Source organism: Nocardia sp. NPDC059229 (genome assembly GCF_042754165.1).
GTDB lineage: Bacteria > Actinomycetota > Actinomycetes > Mycobacteriales > Mycobacteriaceae > Nocardia.
The window spans coordinates 50,747-67,870 of sequence record NZ_JBHZAK010000006.1 but is presented as its reverse complement, the minus strand read 5'-3'; the positions used below and the strand labels follow the sequence as shown (position 1 = coordinate 67,870).

Genomic DNA, 17,124 nt, shown 5'->3' with positions numbered 1-17,124 from the left:
CTACCGCTGTCACGTCCCGATCTCCGCATCCGTACCCCTTGGAAGTTACCAACCTGTCATCCCAGGGGTCTGTTTCACAAATCTCGGGACCGACCGGGCCGGATGGATCCGGCAAGATCAACCCCGGTGGGCCTCGCCACCGCCGGCCGCCGCCGCGGGACGCACACCACCCTGGACCTCGGACGCCGCATCGGAACGAATGTCGATGCGCCAGCCGGTCAGCCGGGCCGCCAGGCGGGCGTTCTGGCCCTCCTTGCCGATGGCGAGAGAGAGCTGGAAGTCCGGAACCACCACCCGCGCGGCGCGGGCCTCGGGGTCCACGATGGTGACGGATACAACTTTCGACGGCGACAGCGCATTCCCGACGAAGGTGGCCGGGTCCTCGGCGTAGTCGATGATGTCGATCTTCTCGCCGGCCAGCTCGCTCATCACATTGCGCACGCGCTGGCCCATCGGGCCGATGCAGGCGCCCTTGGCATTGACGCCGGGGACCGTCGAACGCACGGCGATCTTGGAGCGGTGCCCGGCCTCACGGGCCACGGCCACGATCTCCACCGAGCCGTCGGCGATCTCGGGGACCTCCAGCGCGAACAGGCGGCGCACCAGGTTGGGGTGGGTGCGCGAGAGGGTGATCTGCGGGCCACGCGGGCCACGGGAGACACCGACCACGTAGCACTTGATGCGGTCGCCGTGCTCGTAGGTCTCGCCCGGCACCTGCTCGGCGGGCGGAATGACGCCTTCCGCGCCATGGGCTTCCGAGCCGATGCGGACCACGACGGTGCCGCGGGCGTTCATACGGGCGTCGCGCTGCACCACACCGCCGACGATGTCGCCCTCGTGGGTGGAGAACTCGCCGAAGGACTTCTCGTTCTCGGCGTCGCGCAGCCGCTGCAGCACGACCTGGCGGGCGGTGGTGGCGGCGATGCGGCCGAAACCTTCGGGGGTGTCGTCCCATTCGGAGATGACGTTGCCGTCGGTGTCGAGCTCACGGGCCATCACGCGCACGACACCGGTCTTCTGGTTGATGTCGATGCGGGCGGTGGGCTGGTGGCCCTCGGTGTGCCGGTAGGCGGTGAGCAAGGCGGACTCGATCGCGGAGATCACCGTCTCCATCGAGATCCCCTTGTCGGCGACAATCGCGCGCAGGGCTTCGATTTCGATGTTCATTCCACGATCCCTTCGGTCAGTGAATCGGACTCTGCTGCTTCGTTTTCGGATCCCTCCTGCGCACCGGGCTGGGGACGGCCCGGCGCTACTCCCCCTGCGAGTTCCAGTTCGGCCGCACCGGGTGGAGCGAATTCCACCTGCACGACGGCGGATTGGATATCGGCGAGCGGCACCGTCACCCGGTGTGGCTTCCGCTTGCCGCCGAGGACCAGGGCGACGTCGGTGTCGGTGAGGACGCCGACGCGGGCCTCGAACGTGGTCTTGCCCTTCTCCTCCGGGGATTCGGCGCCGGGGCGCAGCACGATCTTCACCTTGCGGCCCTGGGCGCGCCGCCAGTGGCGCGGGGAGGTGAGGGGCCGGTCTATGCCGGGGGTGGTGATCTCGAGCAGGAAGGCGGTCTCGCCGAAGTCACCGGCGTCGTCGAGGGTCTGCGAGATCTCCGAGCTGAGTTCCGCGACCGCGTCCAGGTCGGGGGACCCGTCGCTATCGACGGTGACCTTGAGCTTGGCCTGCGCTGTACCGGCAGCCGAAATCGCGACGCCTTCGAGGTCGAATCCTCGGCGTTCGACGAGCTCAGCAACTAGCTGGCTCACCCTTTCCTCGGTCGGCATCGGCATGTGGGGCGGCTCCTGGTTCAGTTGTCACGGGTTGAGTTGTCGGTATCGATACTGGTCGGGCACGGTCGGCAGACCCGTCTCCGCCCTCGGGAGGGAGGATTCGGCGAAATGCCGTGCCGAAGGTCTAGCGTAACGCGCGGAAAGAGTGTAAAGGACCAGCCAACTCGCTCGATTTCGGCATGGTCGGCGCTGTGGTGCTGACGGCGTGTCCAGCACGACGCGCCCATGACGGTTCCCCGTCGTTCCAGATCACAGCCTATCCGACGGCCCTCACGCAGCAAGCTGTCCGCGACGGCTGGCACCATGTATGCCGTGCCCAGCAGTCAGAGCGGCCTTCCGGCCGATGTCGTCGGTCTCACGGTCCCGCCGGACCGAACCGGGTCCTCCCCCACCCCCGAACCTCCCCTCTCCGCCGTGAACCGCCGCAGCGCGCTGCGGCTGGCCGGTGGCGGCGCGCTGGCGGTGGCGGCGGTGAGCGCGCTGGCCGCCTGCACCAGGAACGACACCCCTGCGGCTCCGGATCCGCTGATCGCGCAGGAGACCTCGGCCCGTACCGACGCGACCGCCGCGACCGCCGCCATCGCGACCTCTCCCGACAAGGCCGGTGCACTGCAGACCATCGCGACCCAGCGCACCGCGCACGCCGATGCTCTGCGCACCGAAATCGACCGCGCCATAGGCGTTTACGGCGATGGCAGCACCCCCAGCCGCCGCACCCCGCCGGTCACCCCGACCGCGCCCGTGCCGCCCCCGGGCGTCGCCGTGCTGCGCACCCAGCTCCAGCAGTCCCAGCGTTCGGCCGCCGATCTGTCGGCCCAGCTCTCCGGCTACCGCGCCGGTCTCCTCTCTTCGATCAGCGCGTCGTGCGCTACCCACGCGGGGGTTCTCCTGGCATGACCACAACCGACCAGCAGGCACTCATCGATGCGTTGAGCGCCGAATACGCCGCTGTCTACGCCTACGGCGTGATCGCGGCCTACGCCAACCACGACCGCGACAAACTCGTCGCCGAGTACACGGCATCCCACCGCGCCCGCCGCGACGCCACCATCGACACGCTGAAGGCTTCCGGCGCAACGGTTCCCGAGCCCGCCGCCGCCTACACCTCCCCCGTCCCGGTGAACGACCCGATCCCGGCCGCCAAGCTGGCGGTGACCGTCGAATCCGATGCGGCGGCGGCCTGGCGCTCGGTGGTCGAACGCGCCGGCAACCCCGATCTCCGCCGCACCGGTATCGAGGCGCTCACCGAATGCGCTGTGCGCCTTGCCACTTGGCAGTCGATCCTGGGCACCAGCCCGGCCACCGTGGCCTTCCCCGGCCAAGCCTGAGGCCGCGGCGGCCCATCGCCGTGCCGCGTGGGGCAGCGGATCGCACCGTCCTCCGACGCGGATGACACCGTCTTCCGCGTCGGAGGTCACCGGGAATTCGCCGGACCCGCACTTGCCGTTTCCGTTTTCGATCACGGATCGGCACCCGCCGCCGATAGGGTCCGGTCGGCGCGGCTTGTCGCAATTTCCTGCCGTGCAACGGAATTCGGTGTGAGGTCGAGGAGATGCTGTGGCGGTCGATGCTGCGCGGGAAGAGAAGGCACTGCGGGAGGTGACGAATCGCCTGGTCGAGGACTATGGCGAGGCGCATCCGGCAGAGCGGGTCGAGGCCGTGGTGGGGGCGGTGCGCAAGCGGTTCGAGGGGCATTCGGTGCGTGAGTTCGTACCGATTCTCGTCGAGCGGATTGCGCGGCGGGAATTGGATCCGAAGCGGTCCATGAATGCTGCCACGGAGGTGGATCTGACCAAGGCGGCGGTCAGCGAGGAGGGTTCACCGGATGGGCATCCGGCGGAGACCACGAGCGTATTCGCCGCTGTCGCAGGGCGATTCGTTCCGGCTCGGCTGGTCGAGAACAAGCGGGCGCTGAGCGTGGTCGCGGCGGGTGTCGTAGTGGTGCTGGCGTTCGCGGTGATCATGGCTGTGCGGCAACCGGATTCGCCGTCGGGAATCACCGCCGCGCCGGCCCTGACCACGGTGCACGGTGTGGCCGGCTCGGAGAAGTCGGCGTTCTTCGACGACCCCAAGGTGGCCGACGCATTGGCCAAGCACGGGTTCAAGGTGGACGTGGAGCCCGCGGGGTCCCGGCAGATCGCCACCTCCGTCGATCTGGGCAAGTACGACTTCGCCTTCCCGTCCAGCTCGGCCGCCGCGGAGCTGGTTCAGCGCAAGAGCGGGGTGACCGGCAAGTACGTGCCGTTCTCCTCCCCCATGGTCATCGCCACCTTCAAGCCGATCGCCGACCTGCTGACCCAGGCCGGGATCGTGCAGCCGGGCGCGACAACGACTTTCGACGTCGAGAAGTATCTGGCTCTGGCCGAGAAGGGCGTCCAGTGGAACCAGCTGGAGGGCAATTCGACCTATTCGGTGCCCAAGAACGTGCTGGTCTCCACGACCGATCCACGCACCTCCAACTCGGCGGCCATGTACCTGGCGGTGACCGCCTACGTCGCCAATGACAACACCATCGTGCGTGGCGCCAAGGCGGAAGACTTTGCGGTGTCCCGCGTTTCGCGCCTGTTCACCCGGCAGGGCTTCACCGAGTCCAGCAGCGACGGCCCCTTCAAGGACTACCTGTCCAACGGCATGGGCACCGTCCCCATGGCCTGGATCTACGAGGCCCAGTACGTCGACGCGGCCGTGCACAACCAGCTCAAGCCCGACATGGTCCTGATGTACCCCAAGCCGACGGTCATGTCCCAGCACACCGTGGTCCCCCTCGACGACAAGGGCGACCAGATCGGCAAGCTCCTCACCACCGACCCCGACCTGCAGCGCCTGGCCGCCGAACACGGCTTCCGCCCCACCGACGTGACCCTGTTCACGAATACCACCGCCGCCCACCAGGTCCCGGTCGACGTGAACCTCGTCAACCAGGTCAGCCCACCCGACTACGACACCCTCGAACACCTCCTCGACGGCGTCGCCAAGTCCTACAACTGAGCGCCCGAGTCCCCCGGCCGCGCAGCACCGAAGGGGTTGCGCGGCCCTCTGGAAGACCGCCAACCCGGTCCGGTTCCATCCAGCGACGAACCCGGCCCGAATTCCTCCGGGACGAGTCGAACGAAGCGTCAGGGGGATGCTGATGAGCTGCGGCAATCGCCGACCACGGTTACGGAACCACGAGACCCCGCAGGGCTGTGACCGTGAATTCGTCGAGCGGATAGAACAATTCGATGGCCAGTTCGGACAGGGTGACGTGCGCACAGCCGGGCATCGCCGGTCGCACTGATCTGGCGGGTCAGTCGCTCGAGGAAGAGATGCCGAATCTAGTGCCGTTCACCGGGTGCTGGATGAGCCCTTTCGTATGCAGTACGAGCCGGTAGACGTTCGCCTCGGGCGTCAGCAGGTGCTCAGGGATTCCGCTCATCAGCACACCCATCGCCTTGTTGCCGATGACCATGTTCCAATGGACAGCGGCGCGCTCGTAGTAATCGTCTTCGCCGCCGTCGAACACAACGCCCGTCACGACTCCGCAGCAGTTCGGTAGGCGGTCTCGACCGACCGCGTTACAGCTTGCCTCGGTGAAATCGATTCGCACACTGCCCGTTCCGCATCCGGCATCGATCCGGCTCGGCACTATCCAACGACCTTCCCGCTCAGCGGTTCCGGCCCCGATCTTCAGTGCGACAGTTCGCGAATCGGCCGCCGATCCTGGCCACGCCCCGGGCACCGCATGGCGATGTCAATCGAGTCGGCCGTAGATCAGGCGCAAAATCGCCTCGGCGAGGTCGTCGATGCTGCTGGGCATGTCATCCTGGGGCGCTGCGGACAACTGGGAGAGCCGCCCGTCGCGCATGAGCGCGACCAGGCCCGCGAGCGTTGCCGAGTCGATCCCCTCGGGAGCGAGCCCGGCCGCGCGGTCGCGGTCGATCTTGGCCGCGAGCCCAGTGGTGAATCGTGCCTGGATGCCGGCGATGAACTCGGTCAGCGGGGGGTAGCTGCTGTCGTAGCCCTCGAGCGAGCAGACGAGGATCGCGCTGTTGTCGTGCCAGATCTCGGCCGCTCCGCTGAGCTGGGCGCGCAGGAGCTCTCGCTGCGGGCCGGTGGACGGCAGCCAGACGTGGGTTTGCGCGTAGCGGTCGCTCACGTCCTCCATGAGGCGGGCGAAGACCGCCTGCTTGGAGGGGAAGTAGAAGTAGAAGCTGGTGCGTGAGATGCCGGTCGCGTTGGTGATGTCGTCGACGGTCAGGTTGGCCATCGGCTTCTTCGTCAGCAGGTGGCGGGTCGCGTGCAGGATCTGGGCCTCGCGCTGATCACCTTTGGACATGGTGCCGCGGCGGCGGAGACCTTCGGTCGTGTCTTGGGTCCGGTTCACTCCGTATCCGCCCTTCTGCGCCATGACCTCACCCTAGAGCGATTTTCATTCCTGCTATCGACGTGGCGTCTATCATAATCGACACTATGTCGATTCCAGCGTAGCGTGCCAGCAATGACCTCCCCGCTCGAGCTCCGGCGCGCTTCGTCGCCGACCGCGATCGTGCTGACCATGGCCAGCACTGTGTTTCTTCTGGCCATGGCTCAGACGCTCCCCGTACCGGCGCTGCCGCAGATCGGTCTGCAACTCGGGGTCTCGGCGACGACCGTCGGATGGGTGACGACGGCGACGATGCTGGCCGCCTCGGCGCTGACGCCGCTGTTGGGGCGCCTGGGTGATGTCTACGGGCACAAACCGGTCGTGCTGGCGACGCTCGTGGTCACGCTGGCCGGCAGCCTGCTCGCCGCGTCGGCGCACAGCATCGATCTGCTCATCGTCGGACGGGCCCTGCAGGGAGCCAGTTTCGGCCTGTTCCCGCTGGCGATCAGTGTGCTGCGTCACGAACTTCCCGCCGAGCGCCTGACCGGGGCGTTGGCAGTGACCGCGTCGACCCTGGGCGTGGGCAGCGGTGTTGCGCTGGTGGCGACGGGTCTGCTGACACAGGGCGGTGCGGACTACCGCCGCATCTTCTGGCTGTGCGTCGTGCTGACGGCGGTGGTGCTGGTGCTGGCGTTCGTGACGCTGCCGCGCCGCGCGGGGCAGGGCGGCCGCGTCGATTATGTGGGTGCCGCGGTTCTCGGCACCGGTCTGGTCTGCCTGCTGCTGCCGATCTCGCAAGGACACGAATGGGGTTGGGGCAGCGCACGAGTGATCGGGCTGTTCGTGGCCGCGGCGATCGTGCTGGCCGGGTTCCTGCTGCTGCAGTCCAAGCTGCGTGAGCCGCTGGTGGCGACCTCGCTGCTGGCGCATCGGCCGGTCGCGGTGACCAACCTGGCCAGTTTCTGCGTCGGTTTCGCGATGTTCAGCGTGTTCCTGGGGGCGACCTATTTCGTGGCGACGCCGCGGGCGCTGGCGGGGTTCGGTTTCGACGCCTCGGTGCTGCGCACGAGTGTGGCCTTCATGCTGCCGGGCGCCGTGGTGTCGGTGGTGATGGGTCCGCTCGCCGGGCGTCTGGTTGGGCGGATCGGCCCGCGCTTTGTTCTGCTGCTCGCCAGCGTCATCGGCCTGTGCGCTCTCACCGCCCTGGCGTTGCTCCACGCGACGAGCGCGGAAGTCGTTGTCGCACTGGTCGTCGCGAATGCCGCGATCGCGATCGCCTACGCCGCCATGCCCGCCCTGCTGGTCGCCAATGTCGCCCCGCACGAGACCGGAATCGCCAACTCGATCAACTCGATCATGCGCACCGTCGGCGGCGCCATCGGCAGCGCGCTGGTCGTCACGATCCTCACCAGCGACACCCTGCGCCATGCCCTGCCCCACGGTGCGGTCGTGGCCCTGCCCGCCGAAGGCGCCTACCGCATCGCCTTCTTCACCGGCGCGGCCTTCTTCGCGGTGGCAGCACTCCTGGCCGGATTCGGCCTCGGCCCCAGCGGCCGGCGCCTGACCCGGCACGAGGTCGACGAGGACATCGCCCTGGCGAGCGCCGGCGAGTTCGCCACGGCGTCGACCAGCCTCTGACGATCGGACCTGAGGTCCAACTCGGGCGCAACGCGGCACCGCAGAACGTTCTGTGGAGTCAGTCAGCCCGAGATGGCCTCAGTCCGTTTCTCTTCCGACGAAACTACGTGGCCGGTTCGAACAAGGCACTAGGCGGCCTCCCGGCGAGTTCAGGCCAGTAGTGGATGCTCGGTGGCGCAACAGATTCCGCCCGCCAACCGGCCTGGTTCGCAGAGCCCGGGAGTTGGCGTACTGGAACGCGCCGGCGAATCCGTCATATTGCTGAATCTCGATCCGGCAGGTTCATCGGTGACGGGGATCGACCTGCTCGACGGTTCGCGATCAAGCCCCTCCACTTCTTCGAATCAGTACTCAGCCAGTCGATTTCCCTTGTAGGCCAGGTCGATTCGGGCGTGCGGGAACAGCGCCCTCTTGCTTCGAGCGAGCAAGTCGCGGTGGAATCCATTGAGGATCAGCGCGGGCCGGGCATGGCGGTCGATGATTGGGATGAGCTCGGGTGAGATGTTGTCCGGTCTGCGACCCGCAATCCAATTGCACAGGAGCGCTTCATATTCGGACTTGTCGCATACGTCTCCGAGTAGATAATGGGCAAGCATGTGGTTGGCGGTGTAGCACTTGTCGTACAGGCGGTGGCGGGTGAGGAACTCGGCTTCGGCCGGAGATAGGTCGAACTGGGAGCTGAGGGCTAGGCCGAGGTCGGCGAAATAGATCAACCGCCCGTCGGTCAGAAGGTTGGCAAAATGCGCATCGAAGTGGGTAAATCCATGATTGCTCAGGAAGGCGGTTCCTTGCGCCAATGCCTCCGCCGCCCACTGATACGTTCCGGCTTCACTGCGATGGCCGGTCAGCCAGTCGGCAAGAGTGCACGGTACGTATTCGAGGAAGAGCACGAGGCTGAATGTGGACTTGCTGATTGCGGTCAACCGGCGATGAACCGCGAGCGAGCCGTCCCAGTGTGCGACAGCGCCTTCCAGGCCGCCGAACTCGTCGGCGAAATCCCGGGGTGCGATATCGGGTAACACTCGCCAGTGGTACATGAGTGGGAAACCGACATAATCGTGTTCGAGTACCCAGCCCGTAGTGATGATGTGCGCCATCAGCTCCCGCCAGGCTCCGAAACCCGTCGAGCCCAGTCCGTACTGATAGAACGCGGGAAGGCCGAAGATGTTCGCCGTCGACCGCGCATGTTCGGGTCGCAACTCCAACTCGGTCAACGGAACTCGCTTGGCGAATACCTGTGTCCCGTCGAGGTCGACCACCGTCGATCGGCCGCCGATCCCGGACCTATCCAGCATCCCTGCCGCCATGATCTGTTCGAGCGTGCGGTCGGGCATCCCGGACAGGTGGCTGCGTGTCATCGCGTATCGAGACAACCTGGCGGAATACAACGAATCTGCGTCGTGCACGAACACCCTCGCTAGTGCCTGTCCCAGGGTACGAACGATTGGAGATCGACTGTACGCGGACCCAACTGTCACCGGTGGCGCAAAGGTACTCGGCAGTCAGGAACGACCCCCGAATACCAACAGCCCGAGTTGGACAAGATCGACTGTGGTGCAGTCGATCTCGACTTCGCTGAACTAAGCCGTCGTCTCGTTCGGGCTGGTGGGTAACCTGCGGTCGTGGGAATGGGACCGAACACTGATGGTTGGCTGGAAGACACGCGGGCGTCGTACGACACCGTCGCTGCCAGTTATGCAGACCTGACGCGTCACCTTCTGGATGAAACACCCGAAGAGCGCGCCGTTCTGGCGTTGTTCGCCGATCTGGTGCGGGCCCAGGGCGGGGGGCCGGTTGCGGATGTGGGATGCGGGACGGGGAGGATCACAGCTCACCTGCGTCAACTGGGCACGGACGTGTTCGGAATCGACTTGTCGCCCGGAATGATCGGGGTGGCTCGGCGTGATCACCCCGACCTCCGGTTCGATCTTGGCTCAATGACGAACCTCGCTCTGGAGGACGCCTCGATTGCCGGCCTGGTCGCGTGGTACTCGCTGATCCACATCCCCGACGATGAGATCAGTTTGGTCTTCACACACTTCCAGCGAGTGCTCCGGCCCGGCGGGCCACTGTTACTCGGCTTCCACGTCGGAGACGAGTCGCAGTTGATGACCCATGGCTATGGCGGGCACCAAATGAACCTCTGTGTCCATCGTCGTCAGCACAGCCAGATGCGTGCGTGGCTAGAGGATGCCGGTTTCGTCGTCGAGGCATCCAGAACTCTCACCTCAGCCGAGAGCAAGCTCGGGGGGATCATTCTCGCGCGCCGCCAGGATTGCCGATCCCGAAAGGTGATCACGCCGTTCTGAGCCACGGATGCAATGAACGTCGAGGTCGCTCTCACATCCTGCCTCGACCAAACCACTCGACAGGCGCAGTAGAAGGGTCCGGCGATCGAAGAAACGCACTGCATTCGGCAGTAACCTGCGTTCCGTCGACGTCGAAGCCCCAGTGCCCGTTGACTTTCCACTGCCGCGCACTGGCCAGCTCGGTCAGCGCGGTCCGCGGCATTCCAGGATGTTTGGCGGCCTGTGCTCTGACCGTTCGAACATTCGTCATCGGCGACCGAGATTCACTGCCAGTCTGTGACCACCCGAACGAGAGCCTCCAGCTTGACATCGAAGAGAAAGGGTATGCCGACACGGCTGATCGTCCACCACGGGCTGACCGTTGCGATGTCGCCGTTGATCTCTTCGATCGAGCACTGAATGCGGGTCGCTCGGGGGTAGGTTGATGTCGGCAGCAGGTCGGCACCGAAGATGGCACACTTGTCGACCAGCCAGTGGGGGCGACCGTTGGCATCAACAAACTCGACCAGGACCAACCCCGGCTGCGGTTCATCGCAAAGCCAGTAGGCAGCGGTGGCTGGCAGGCAACACTTGTCGCCCGGGGCCCAATTCGGTGTCATGGCAGGACCATAACGGCGCAGCCATCCGAACGCGATCCCGATCCGGCGGATCAACCGCCTCTGTGTTGGTGGCAAACCGCAGGCATTTCAGTGCGTTCACGGGCGGGTACGCGGCTGCTCCGATCAAGCGGAACCCTCAGTGTTGCAATACGTTTCGGCCACACTGATACGTTCGACATGGATCGCACTGCGGGGAAGGGACAGCTGGAATCTGTTGCCGACCTGACGCCCTGGTCGTGCACCTGGAACGAGTTCCATGACGGAACCCTGGGCCCGACCGATGTTGTCGACGGATTCGGTAGTGTCGGAAGCGTCGCCAGCTTCCAAGGACTCGATCCCGATACAGGACGCAATCGCATCTACTGGGCACATTTCGATTGGGGTCTGTTGCAGTCCGTCGAGCTCGGATCGGCACGGCCAGTTGATCTTCCGATGCCCCGCTGGCCGGTTCGGTCCGCCCGGGTTGCGGTAATTGTGCGTTCGTTGCGTCGGCCGCACTTTCTCGGAGTAGGGCCTCTTCAGAATCCGGTTGCCGATCCCCGCGGTGCACCGACACACTGCTCACGTGAATGGCGAGACCTCGGTGGACGACCTGATCGTCACCGAGAAGGCTGTCCAGGCGCTGCGAGCCATCATGACCGAGATGGGTTGCAGCCTCCACGAGGCCATCGATGAGTTCCAGCGGCGTTACAACCGTCTGCGCGCGGAACGGCCGGACGATTTCACGCTGCCGCACGGTGAGTACGGTCGCCATGTCTACACCTGAGTACACGGCCGCGTTACAGATGGTGGTCGATCACTCGAGACGTTCTCGATCCGTGGATCTTCCAACAACCGTGGGGACCTGTTCGGTCAGTGGCATGCGACATTATCGTGCGTTCCGAGCCAGTCTGGAGGGACCACCAGTGGATGTTGTCGCGATCATGGAAGCGCTTGCTGCGCAGGGCATAACCGTGTTGTTCAAGGCCGATGCCGAGCGGATGGCCGAGAGGGACAGGCCGTGGACGTTCGTGGCCAGCGGTGCTCCGTTGCGTAATGACGTCCTTGTGCGAACAGACGCCGATTCGGTGGAGCAGTGTCTGGTGGTGTGTTTGCCGCGTCTGCGCGAACTGGGCTTGTCGATTCCCGAGGGCAGGTAGTGGCGAGATGGGCGCGGCCGATGAGCTGATCCTGGAGGCCGAATCGGTCCGGTACTACTCCTACAACGACGAGGCGGCGTTCTTCGAATGGCTGGACAAGCTGCCATGCGTCATCTCCTATCGGGGTCGTGGGACGACGCTGTACATCACGGTGAACGGTGCCCAGGTCGATGACAACGCCTTCGTCGACCTCTTCGCCTTGTTCCGCCGCTACGGCGTCGACCGCGAACAACTCCGCACGCTCGCTCCCCGCCGCTTCATCGCGTGGTTCAACAACGCAGCGTCTACCGACTAACGCGAACTCTGCGTCGAGTACTTCCCCGCGGGCCGCATGGACGCTTCGAACCGCGCGCGGGTAGCGGCACAGCGCGTTTCGTCGATCTTGCTGAAGCCCGGATGGCAACCGGACACATTAGGTGGTGACAACCAGCGACGAGTGGGAACAGGTGTGCCGGCCCATGGAAGCGGCCATGCCTCGCCGGGCACCGTACCTATCCCAATTCGACACAGTGGTCGGCTATTCGGATCTGGGCCATCAGGTTCTGCGCGAGATGAACATGATGTATTCGCAGGGGGCGTTCGTTCGGTTGGCGAAGCCGTGGTCCGCGTCGGCCTGGAAGAACAGGGAGTCGCCTGTGTTCAGGGTCTCGATGATTCCGCCGATCGCGACGGTGAGGGTGCCTTCGAGCACCACGAGTTGTTTCTCCGTACCCGGCGGATACGCGGGCAGCAGCCCGGTAGAGACCTGTGCGGGGAGGTAGTGGAAGACCATCTCGGCTCCTCCCGCGCCCGGAGCCGCTGACACCATGTGCCGTTCGAAGCCGGTTTCCGGGTCACGGAAAACGGGGCGATCGTTCTTGCGCAGGACAACGGCCACACCAGACGCGGCAGCAGCCGCCCCACCGATCAGCTCCGAGAGCGACGCGTCGAGCGCGTGGGCGATCCTGGACGCGACGCCGATCGTCGGGCTCTTCTCACCGCGTTCGACCTTGGACAGCATCGCCCGGCTGACCGACGACTGTGTGGACAGCTGCTCCAGCGTCAGGCCCGCCTCCTCGCGGCGTCGCCGCACGTTGGCGCCGAACGCGCCGGCCAGGTCGTCACCGTGCTGTGGTTCAGCCGCGTTTCCGTCTTGCTCGACCACCATGCTCCTCGATCGATGGATACCTTGCTGCCCACAGTGTAGATTTCTCCTAAAGAAGATATAGTCTTCTATCGGAGACGCGCGATATGCGCCAACACGACGGAGGTTCCATGCGTTTGATCTCGAGTGGCCAGCACCATGCCACGTTCGAATTCGGCGATCTGCTGGTGATCTCGTTGCGAGACGGGTACATCGACATGCCGCCGACGCGGCTCCGCGACGAGGATGGGCGCACGCTCGATGAGCTGCCGGCCGCCGTGCCGCTGGCCGGCGACAACCTACGACTGTCGGTCAACGCCTTCTTCGTCACCGACGGCACGCGGTCGGTTCTCATCGACACCGGCGCGTCCAACGTCTGGCACGACCCCACCATGGGATTGATCTACGCCGCGCTCGACGAAGCTGGAATCGACCGCGCGCAGGTCACCGATGTGGCCATCACCCACAACCACGAAGACCACGTGAGCGGCCTGATCGCGCCGGACGGTTCAGAGGCGTTCACCGAACTCGAGCGCGTGTGGATCGGCGCGGGCGACACCTCGGTGTTCACAGGGCGGCTCGAGCCGATCCGCGACCGGGTCGTACCCGTGTCGGAGAACGTCGCGATCAACGCCTGGACCACCACGATCCCGACACCGGGCCACACACCCGGTCACACCGTCTACGACGTCAGGAGCGGCACCGGCCACCTTCTCGTCTGGGGCGACACCGTTCACGTTCCCACGCTCCAATTCGATCAGCCGAACGTGTCCTGGGAACTCGACGGCAACCAGCCCCAGGCCCGCGCCGCGCGAGCGGCTCTCCTCGAACAACTGACCCAGCCACACCACTTCGTAGCCGGCGCCCACCTCGACTCACCCGGCATCGCCCGCGTAACCCCCTCCGGCGATGGTTATGCGCTGGAATACCTCGCACCACCGATCGGCTGATCGAGCCTGTCGGCTCCGGGCCGCGCTCGGGATGGCGGCATCGAAAACACTTGCCGCAAAAGGGAATCCGGCGACCACGCTGAAGACGCTGGCGTCGCCGCCAGCACCAAGCCCGCTTCAGCCACTACCGCCGCCGCGGTCCAAGGCGGCCCTACATTCTGATCGCTCATCGGCATGTGCGGATGGTTGAGATGTCATCGAACGCTACGGCACACCGATTGCCTCCGAGGCCGATGCGCTCGTGGCCGAAAACGCGATACCTCGCGCGCTCTGCATCGCCGTGCGCGAGGCACTATTGCTCAACGGACGCTGAGCACGAAACTTCAGCGCTTGTCGTCGAATCCGCGAAGCTTCGAGGGCCTTCCTGACCCCGTTGAGCGAAAGCGACTCGACGACTTGGCGATTCAGCGGCAAGATCGACAATTATGAGCGATATCGCGCTGGTCACCGGCGGCAACCGCGGGATCGGCCGGGAAGTCTGCAGGCAGCTGGCCGAACTCGGGTTCACTGTGTTGCTGGGTGCGCGGTCGGAGAAAGCCGGGAAGACCGCGGCCGCAGAGGTGGGGGCGTTCCCGTTGCTGCTGGATGTCACCGACAACGCCAGCGTCGTGGCGGCGGCCCGGGAAGTGGAAGGTGTGCACGGTCGGCTGGATGTCCTGATCAATAGTGCCGCAATCACCTACGACACCTGGCAGCGCGCCGCGACCGCGGACCTGGCAGTCGTGCATGAGGCCGCGGAGACCAACCTCTACGGGCCCTGGCGCATGGTCCATGCCTTCTTGCCGTTGCTACGCAAGAGCTCCCATCCCCGCATCGTGAACGTCTCCAGCGAAGCCGCCTCCCTCACCGGCATGGGCGGCGGCACCCCCGCCTACAACACAACCAAGGTGGCCCTCAACGCTCTCACCCGCATGCTGGCCGCCGAGCTGCGCTCCGATCACATCCTGGTCAACTCCATCTGCCCGGGCTGGGTGGCCACCGATATGGGCGGCCCCGGCGGCCGCCCCGTCGCCGAGGGCGCGGCCGGAATCGTCTGGGCCGCAACACTGCCCGACTCCGGCCCCACCGGGGGCTTCTTCCGCGACGGCCACCCCCTGCCCTGGTGACAAGTTTCCGCAACAGAGGAGTTTCATGAAGTACCTGGTCATCGGAGGCACGGGCCGCACTGGCAGGCAAGCCGTCGACCTACTCCGCAACCTCGGTCACGAGGTGGTCGTCGGCACCCGGCATCCCCGGGACGAGCAGAGCATCGCGGTCGACCTGGCGAACCCGCTCGATCCCCGGATGCTGGCCGGCGTCGACGGCATCATCGTCTCGGTCGAGCCGCCCGTGGATGACGCGGCCGCCGACGCGGTGATGCACACCGGAGTCGGACAGCTCGCCGAACTAGCCGCCGCACAGAAGATCCCCATTGTTCTGATCTCCCAGATCTACATCACCCGCGCCGCCGAACATCCCGACATGGCAGGCATCATCCGCGCTCGCGGAGCCGGTGAACAGGCACTGCGGAACAGCGGCGCACCGTATGCGATCGTCCGCCCCAGCTGGCTCACGAATTCACCTGCCACCGGTGTGCATCTCGAACAGGGCGATCGCGGCGACGGTCGCGTCAGCCGCGAGATCGTTGCCCAGGCAGCGGTCGCGGCCCTGCTCTACCCCGAATCCCAAGGCAAGACTTTCGAACTGTATGACGGGCATACCCCTGTGGACTGGCCCACGGCTTTCACCGCCCTGACCGCTGATTGATCCGAACAGCCCGCCATCCGGCATTATGGTGCCTTCGGCCAACCCCGGATGGCTACGGCCAGTTAATCTTCCGTCATCCCGTGCCGGCCGGTTCGGTCAGCACGGTCAGCACGCAATAGCGGATGCTCACGTATGGCTGCCCAGGCAGGGTGCAGCCGGTTTGCCAGTGGGATTGTGTGGCCGCTAGCCACCCCCAGAAGCCGATGAGATCTTTGTCGGCTGCCTTCGATTCGCGCAGCCAGTCAGCGATGCGTCGACCGTAACCGTCGCAGTAGTCGGGATCTTCGGCAAGCCTGCTCTCCCAATGGTTCAGCTCCTCGGCGCGGTCCTCCTTGCTCATGTGTCCGATCCCACACACGCCTGATTCACGTTGCGACCGGCCGAGCCTTGACTCGCATGAATCAAGATGATTCGATCTGAATCATCATGGTTCCAGTGAATCAACCGGCAGAGAGCGCGACGGCGGCGGCAACCGCCGCGAATTCCGTTGCGCGCCAGTCGCACCCGCGCCAGCAGTTGGGCGCGGAGCTGCGCCGGTTGCGGGACATGGCCGGAATCTCCGGGCGGGAGTTGGCCAAACAAGTCGGAATCAGCCAGTCGACGTTGTCTCGGATCGAAGCCGGCCACGTGGTTCCCCCACTACCGCAGGTGCTCGACTGGGCCAAAGCGGTTGGGGCAGAAGAGAATTCTCGAGATTCTTTGCGTACTCTCACCGCAGCGGCGCACTCGCCCGAGCTGCAGGACTGGGCGGCCTCACTCGCAGAGCGACCGCATTTGCAGGACGACGTACGGGCATTCGAGGAGGACGCGCACGTGGTGCGGAACTTCCAGCCCGCACTGGTGCCGGGTCTGCTCCAGACCGCCGACTACGCCCGCCGGGTGTTCGCCACTTTCGATCCGCCCTATACGCCCGATGCTCTGGCGGCCGCGCTCGCCGCGCGCCTGGATCGCCAGCGTGTGCTGTACGACCCCGCGAAGCGCTTCGAATTCCTGATCACCGAAGCGGCCCTGCGCTTTCGGCCCGGCCCGCATCGCGTGCTCCTCGCGCAACTGGACCGGATCATCTCGATCGAGACCCTCGATACGGTCAGCATCGGGGTAATTCCGCAGGATATCGAGGCGAGCACCACGATCCCGCACGGTTTCGTCATTTACGAGAACGAGGACCACGCACTCGCCTCGGCGGAACCGATCCCGGGAAGCATGGTCACTCGCGGCCCCGAACTTGTCGACGCCCATCGCCGCCGCTGGGTGGCTTTGACTCGAATGGCCGTGTTCGACACCGATGCCCGCGTATTCCTTGCCGAACTCCGGGACGAAATCCACGGCATCGTAACCAATTGACCTGTTTCCAGCGGCCGTCGAGGGGTCGGCCGCACGTGGGGGTGGTGGGGGGGGGCGGGCGCACCGCGCCGGCCCCCCCAACCCCCACACCCGGCGCCACCAAAAAAAACCCCCCCCCCCCCCCAAAAAAAAAAACCCCACCCAAAAAAA

General features: G+C 65.6%; 20 protein-coding genes. 12 read left to right on the top strand and 8 right to left on the bottom strand.

Annotated features, from left to right (window positions below):
- Positions 1 to 117 precede the first annotated feature (117 nt).
- A complete protein-coding gene (gene nusA / locus ACFXHE_RS15805) occupies positions 118 to 1,167 on the bottom strand; it encodes a transcription termination factor NusA (RefSeq protein ID WP_379383588.1) in 1,050 nt (349 codons plus the stop codon).
- Positions 1,164 to 1,784 (bottom strand): ribosome maturation factor RimP, encoded by a 621-nt coding sequence (rimP, locus tag ACFXHE_RS15800; protein ID WP_379383586.1) that lies wholly within the window; start codon positions 1,782 to 1,784, stop codon positions 1,164 to 1,166. Before rimP ends, nusA begins: the two co-directional genes overlap by 4 nt.
- A 312-nt stretch (positions 1,785 to 2,096) precedes the next feature.
- Between rimP and ACFXHE_RS15795 the strand changes: the two genes are divergently transcribed.
- The 3 genes from ACFXHE_RS15795 to ACFXHE_RS15785 all read left to right on the top strand — a co-directional run bounded on the left by ACFXHE_RS15795 (position 2,097) and on the right by ACFXHE_RS15785 (position 4,772).
- Positions 2,097 to 2,681: a hypothetical protein gene (locus tag ACFXHE_RS15795; RefSeq protein WP_379383584.1), complete on the top strand. Its 585-nt coding sequence runs from the start codon at positions 2,097 to 2,099 to the stop codon at positions 2,679 to 2,681.
- Complete coding sequence (locus tag ACFXHE_RS15790) at positions 2,678 to 3,112, top strand: ferritin-like domain-containing protein (RefSeq protein ID WP_379383582.1); 435 nt, start codon at positions 2,678 to 2,680, stop codon at positions 3,110 to 3,112. Before ACFXHE_RS15795 ends, ACFXHE_RS15790 begins: the two co-directional genes overlap by 4 nt.
- A gap of 229 nt (positions 3,113 to 3,341) precedes the next feature.
- Positions 3,342 to 4,772: a three-helix bundle dimerization domain-containing protein gene (locus ACFXHE_RS15785; protein WP_379383580.1), complete on the top strand. Its 1,431-nt coding sequence runs from the start codon at positions 3,342 to 3,344 to the stop codon at positions 4,770 to 4,772.
- 298 nt (positions 4,773 to 5,070) lie between these two features.
- Here ACFXHE_RS15785 and ACFXHE_RS15780 read toward each other — a convergent pair whose 3' ends face one another.
- The gene (locus tag ACFXHE_RS15780) at positions 5,071 to 5,298 is read right to left on the bottom strand and encodes a hypothetical protein (RefSeq protein WP_379383578.1); all 228 of its coding nucleotides are present in this window, start codon (positions 5,296 to 5,298) and stop codon (positions 5,071 to 5,073) included.
- A gap of 216 nt (positions 5,299 to 5,514) precedes the next feature.
- Positions 5,515 to 6,171 carry a TetR/AcrR family transcriptional regulator gene (locus ACFXHE_RS15775; protein WP_379383576.1) on the bottom strand — a complete coding sequence of 219 codons (657 nt, stop codon included), beginning with the start codon at positions 6,169 to 6,171 and terminating at the stop codon, positions 5,515 to 5,517.
- Positions 6,172 to 6,261: 90 nt separating this feature from the next.
- On the opposite strand from ACFXHE_RS15775, the gene ACFXHE_RS15770 reads away from it, so the two are divergent.
- Entirely contained in the window at positions 6,262 to 7,764 is a 1,503-nt protein-coding gene (locus ACFXHE_RS15770; protein ID WP_379383574.1) for an MFS transporter, read from the top strand.
- A 344-nt stretch (positions 7,765 to 8,108) separates the two neighbouring features.
- Here ACFXHE_RS15770 and ACFXHE_RS15765 read toward each other — a convergent pair whose 3' ends face one another.
- Positions 8,109 to 9,170 (bottom strand): protein kinase family protein, encoded by a 1,062-nt coding sequence (locus ACFXHE_RS15765; protein ID WP_379383572.1) that lies wholly within the window; start codon positions 9,168 to 9,170, stop codon positions 8,109 to 8,111.
- A gap of 222 nt (positions 9,171 to 9,392) precedes the next feature.
- On the opposite strand from ACFXHE_RS15765, the gene ACFXHE_RS15760 reads away from it, so the two are divergent.
- Positions 9,393 to 10,073 carry a class I SAM-dependent DNA methyltransferase gene (locus ACFXHE_RS15760; protein WP_379384164.1) on the top strand — a complete coding sequence of 227 codons (681 nt, stop codon included), beginning with the start codon at positions 9,393 to 9,395 and terminating at the stop codon, positions 10,071 to 10,073.
- A 263-nt stretch (positions 10,074 to 10,336) separates the two neighbouring features.
- Here ACFXHE_RS15760 and ACFXHE_RS15755 read toward each other — a convergent pair whose 3' ends face one another.
- Positions 10,337 to 10,672 (bottom strand): hypothetical protein, encoded by a 336-nt coding sequence (locus ACFXHE_RS15755; RefSeq protein WP_379383570.1) that lies wholly within the window; start codon positions 10,670 to 10,672, stop codon positions 10,337 to 10,339.
- 565 nt (positions 10,673 to 11,237) lie between these two features.
- Here ACFXHE_RS15755 and ACFXHE_RS15750 point away from each other — a divergent pair.
- The 3 genes from ACFXHE_RS15750 (at position 11,238) to ACFXHE_RS15740 (ending at position 12,106) form a co-directional block, all read left to right on the top strand.
- On the top strand, positions 11,238 to 11,438 hold the full coding sequence (locus tag ACFXHE_RS15750) for a hypothetical protein (protein WP_379383568.1): 201 nt from the start codon (positions 11,238 to 11,240) through the stop codon (positions 11,436 to 11,438).
- Between the two features lie 139 nt (positions 11,439 to 11,577).
- Positions 11,578 to 11,811: a hypothetical protein gene (locus ACFXHE_RS15745; protein WP_379383566.1), complete on the top strand. Its 234-nt coding sequence runs from the start codon at positions 11,578 to 11,580 to the stop codon at positions 11,809 to 11,811.
- A gap of 7 nt (positions 11,812 to 11,818) precedes the next feature.
- Complete coding sequence (locus ACFXHE_RS15740) at positions 11,819 to 12,106, top strand: hypothetical protein (RefSeq protein ID WP_379383564.1); 288 nt, start codon at positions 11,819 to 11,821, stop codon at positions 12,104 to 12,106.
- 240 nt (positions 12,107 to 12,346) lie between these two features.
- On the opposite strand, the gene ACFXHE_RS15735 is transcribed toward ACFXHE_RS15740, so the two are convergent.
- Complete coding sequence (locus tag ACFXHE_RS15735) at positions 12,347 to 12,958, bottom strand: helix-turn-helix domain-containing protein (RefSeq protein WP_379383562.1); 612 nt, start codon at positions 12,956 to 12,958, stop codon at positions 12,347 to 12,349.
- A 107-nt stretch (positions 12,959 to 13,065) separates the two neighbouring features.
- Between ACFXHE_RS15735 and ACFXHE_RS15730 the strand changes: the two genes are divergently transcribed.
- The 3 genes from ACFXHE_RS15730 to ACFXHE_RS15720 all read left to right on the top strand — a co-directional run bounded on the left by ACFXHE_RS15730 (position 13,066) and on the right by ACFXHE_RS15720 (position 15,630).
- Complete coding sequence (locus ACFXHE_RS15730; RefSeq protein WP_379383560.1) at positions 13,066 to 13,884, top strand: MBL fold metallo-hydrolase; 819 nt, start codon at positions 13,066 to 13,068, stop codon at positions 13,882 to 13,884.
- Between the two features lie 425 nt (positions 13,885 to 14,309).
- Entirely contained in the window at positions 14,310 to 14,990 is a 681-nt protein-coding gene (locus ACFXHE_RS15725; protein WP_379383558.1) for an SDR family oxidoreductase, read from the top strand.
- A gap of 25 nt (positions 14,991 to 15,015) precedes the next feature.
- Positions 15,016 to 15,630: an SDR family oxidoreductase gene (locus ACFXHE_RS15720; RefSeq protein WP_379383556.1), complete on the top strand. Its 615-nt coding sequence runs from the start codon at positions 15,016 to 15,018 to the stop codon at positions 15,628 to 15,630.
- 73 nt (positions 15,631 to 15,703) lie between these two features.
- Here ACFXHE_RS15720 and ACFXHE_RS15715 read toward each other — a convergent pair whose 3' ends face one another.
- Positions 15,704 to 15,970 carry a hypothetical protein gene (locus ACFXHE_RS15715; RefSeq protein WP_379383554.1) on the bottom strand — a complete coding sequence of 89 codons (267 nt, stop codon included), beginning with the start codon at positions 15,968 to 15,970 and terminating at the stop codon, positions 15,704 to 15,706.
- 86 nt (positions 15,971 to 16,056) lie between these two features.
- On the opposite strand from ACFXHE_RS15715, the gene ACFXHE_RS15710 reads away from it, so the two are divergent.
- Complete coding sequence (locus ACFXHE_RS15710) at positions 16,057 to 16,974, top strand: helix-turn-helix domain-containing protein (protein ID WP_379383552.1); 918 nt, start codon at positions 16,057 to 16,059, stop codon at positions 16,972 to 16,974.
- Positions 16,975 to 17,124: the final 150 nt, after the last annotated feature.

Coding starts and splice junctions, on each gene's coding strand:
- nusA (WP_379383588.1), bottom strand. CDS start 1,167: ATGAACATCGAAATCGAAGCCCTGCGCGCGATTGTCGCCGACAAGGGG.
- rimP (WP_379383586.1), bottom strand. CDS start 1,784: ATGCCGATGCCGACCGAGGAAAGGGTGAGCCAGCTAGTTGCTGAGCTC.
- ACFXHE_RS15790 (WP_379383582.1), top strand. CDS start 2,678: ATGACCACAACCGACCAGCAGGCACTCATCGATGCGTTGAGCGCCGAA.
- ACFXHE_RS15775 (WP_379383576.1), bottom strand. CDS start 6,171: ATGGCGCAGAAGGGCGGATACGGAGTGAACCGGACCCAAGACACGACC.
- ACFXHE_RS15770 (WP_379383574.1), top strand. CDS start 6,262: ATGACCTCCCCGCTCGAGCTCCGGCGCGCTTCGTCGCCGACCGCGATC.
- ACFXHE_RS15760 (WP_379384164.1), top strand. CDS start 9,393: ATGGGACCGAACACTGATGGTTGGCTGGAAGACACGCGGGCGTCGTAC.
- ACFXHE_RS15755 (WP_379383570.1), bottom strand. CDS start 10,672: ATGACACCGAATTGGGCCCCGGGCGACAAGTGTTGCCTGCCAGCCACC.
- ACFXHE_RS15740 (WP_379383564.1), top strand. CDS start 11,819: ATGGGCGCGGCCGATGAGCTGATCCTGGAGGCCGAATCGGTCCGGTAC.
- ACFXHE_RS15735 (WP_379383562.1), bottom strand. CDS start 12,958: ATGGTGGTCGAGCAAGACGGAAACGCGGCTGAACCACAGCACGGTGAC.
- ACFXHE_RS15730 (WP_379383560.1), top strand. CDS start 13,066: ATGCGTTTGATCTCGAGTGGCCAGCACCATGCCACGTTCGAATTCGGC.
- ACFXHE_RS15725 (WP_379383558.1), top strand. CDS start 14,310: ATGAGCGATATCGCGCTGGTCACCGGCGGCAACCGCGGGATCGGCCGG.
- ACFXHE_RS15720 (WP_379383556.1), top strand. CDS start 15,016: ATGAAGTACCTGGTCATCGGAGGCACGGGCCGCACTGGCAGGCAAGCC.
- ACFXHE_RS15715 (WP_379383554.1), bottom strand. CDS start 15,970: ATGAGCAAGGAGGACCGCGCCGAGGAGCTGAACCATTGGGAGAGCAGG.
- ACFXHE_RS15710 (WP_379383552.1), top strand. CDS start 16,057: ATGGTTCCAGTGAATCAACCGGCAGAGAGCGCGACGGCGGCGGCAACC.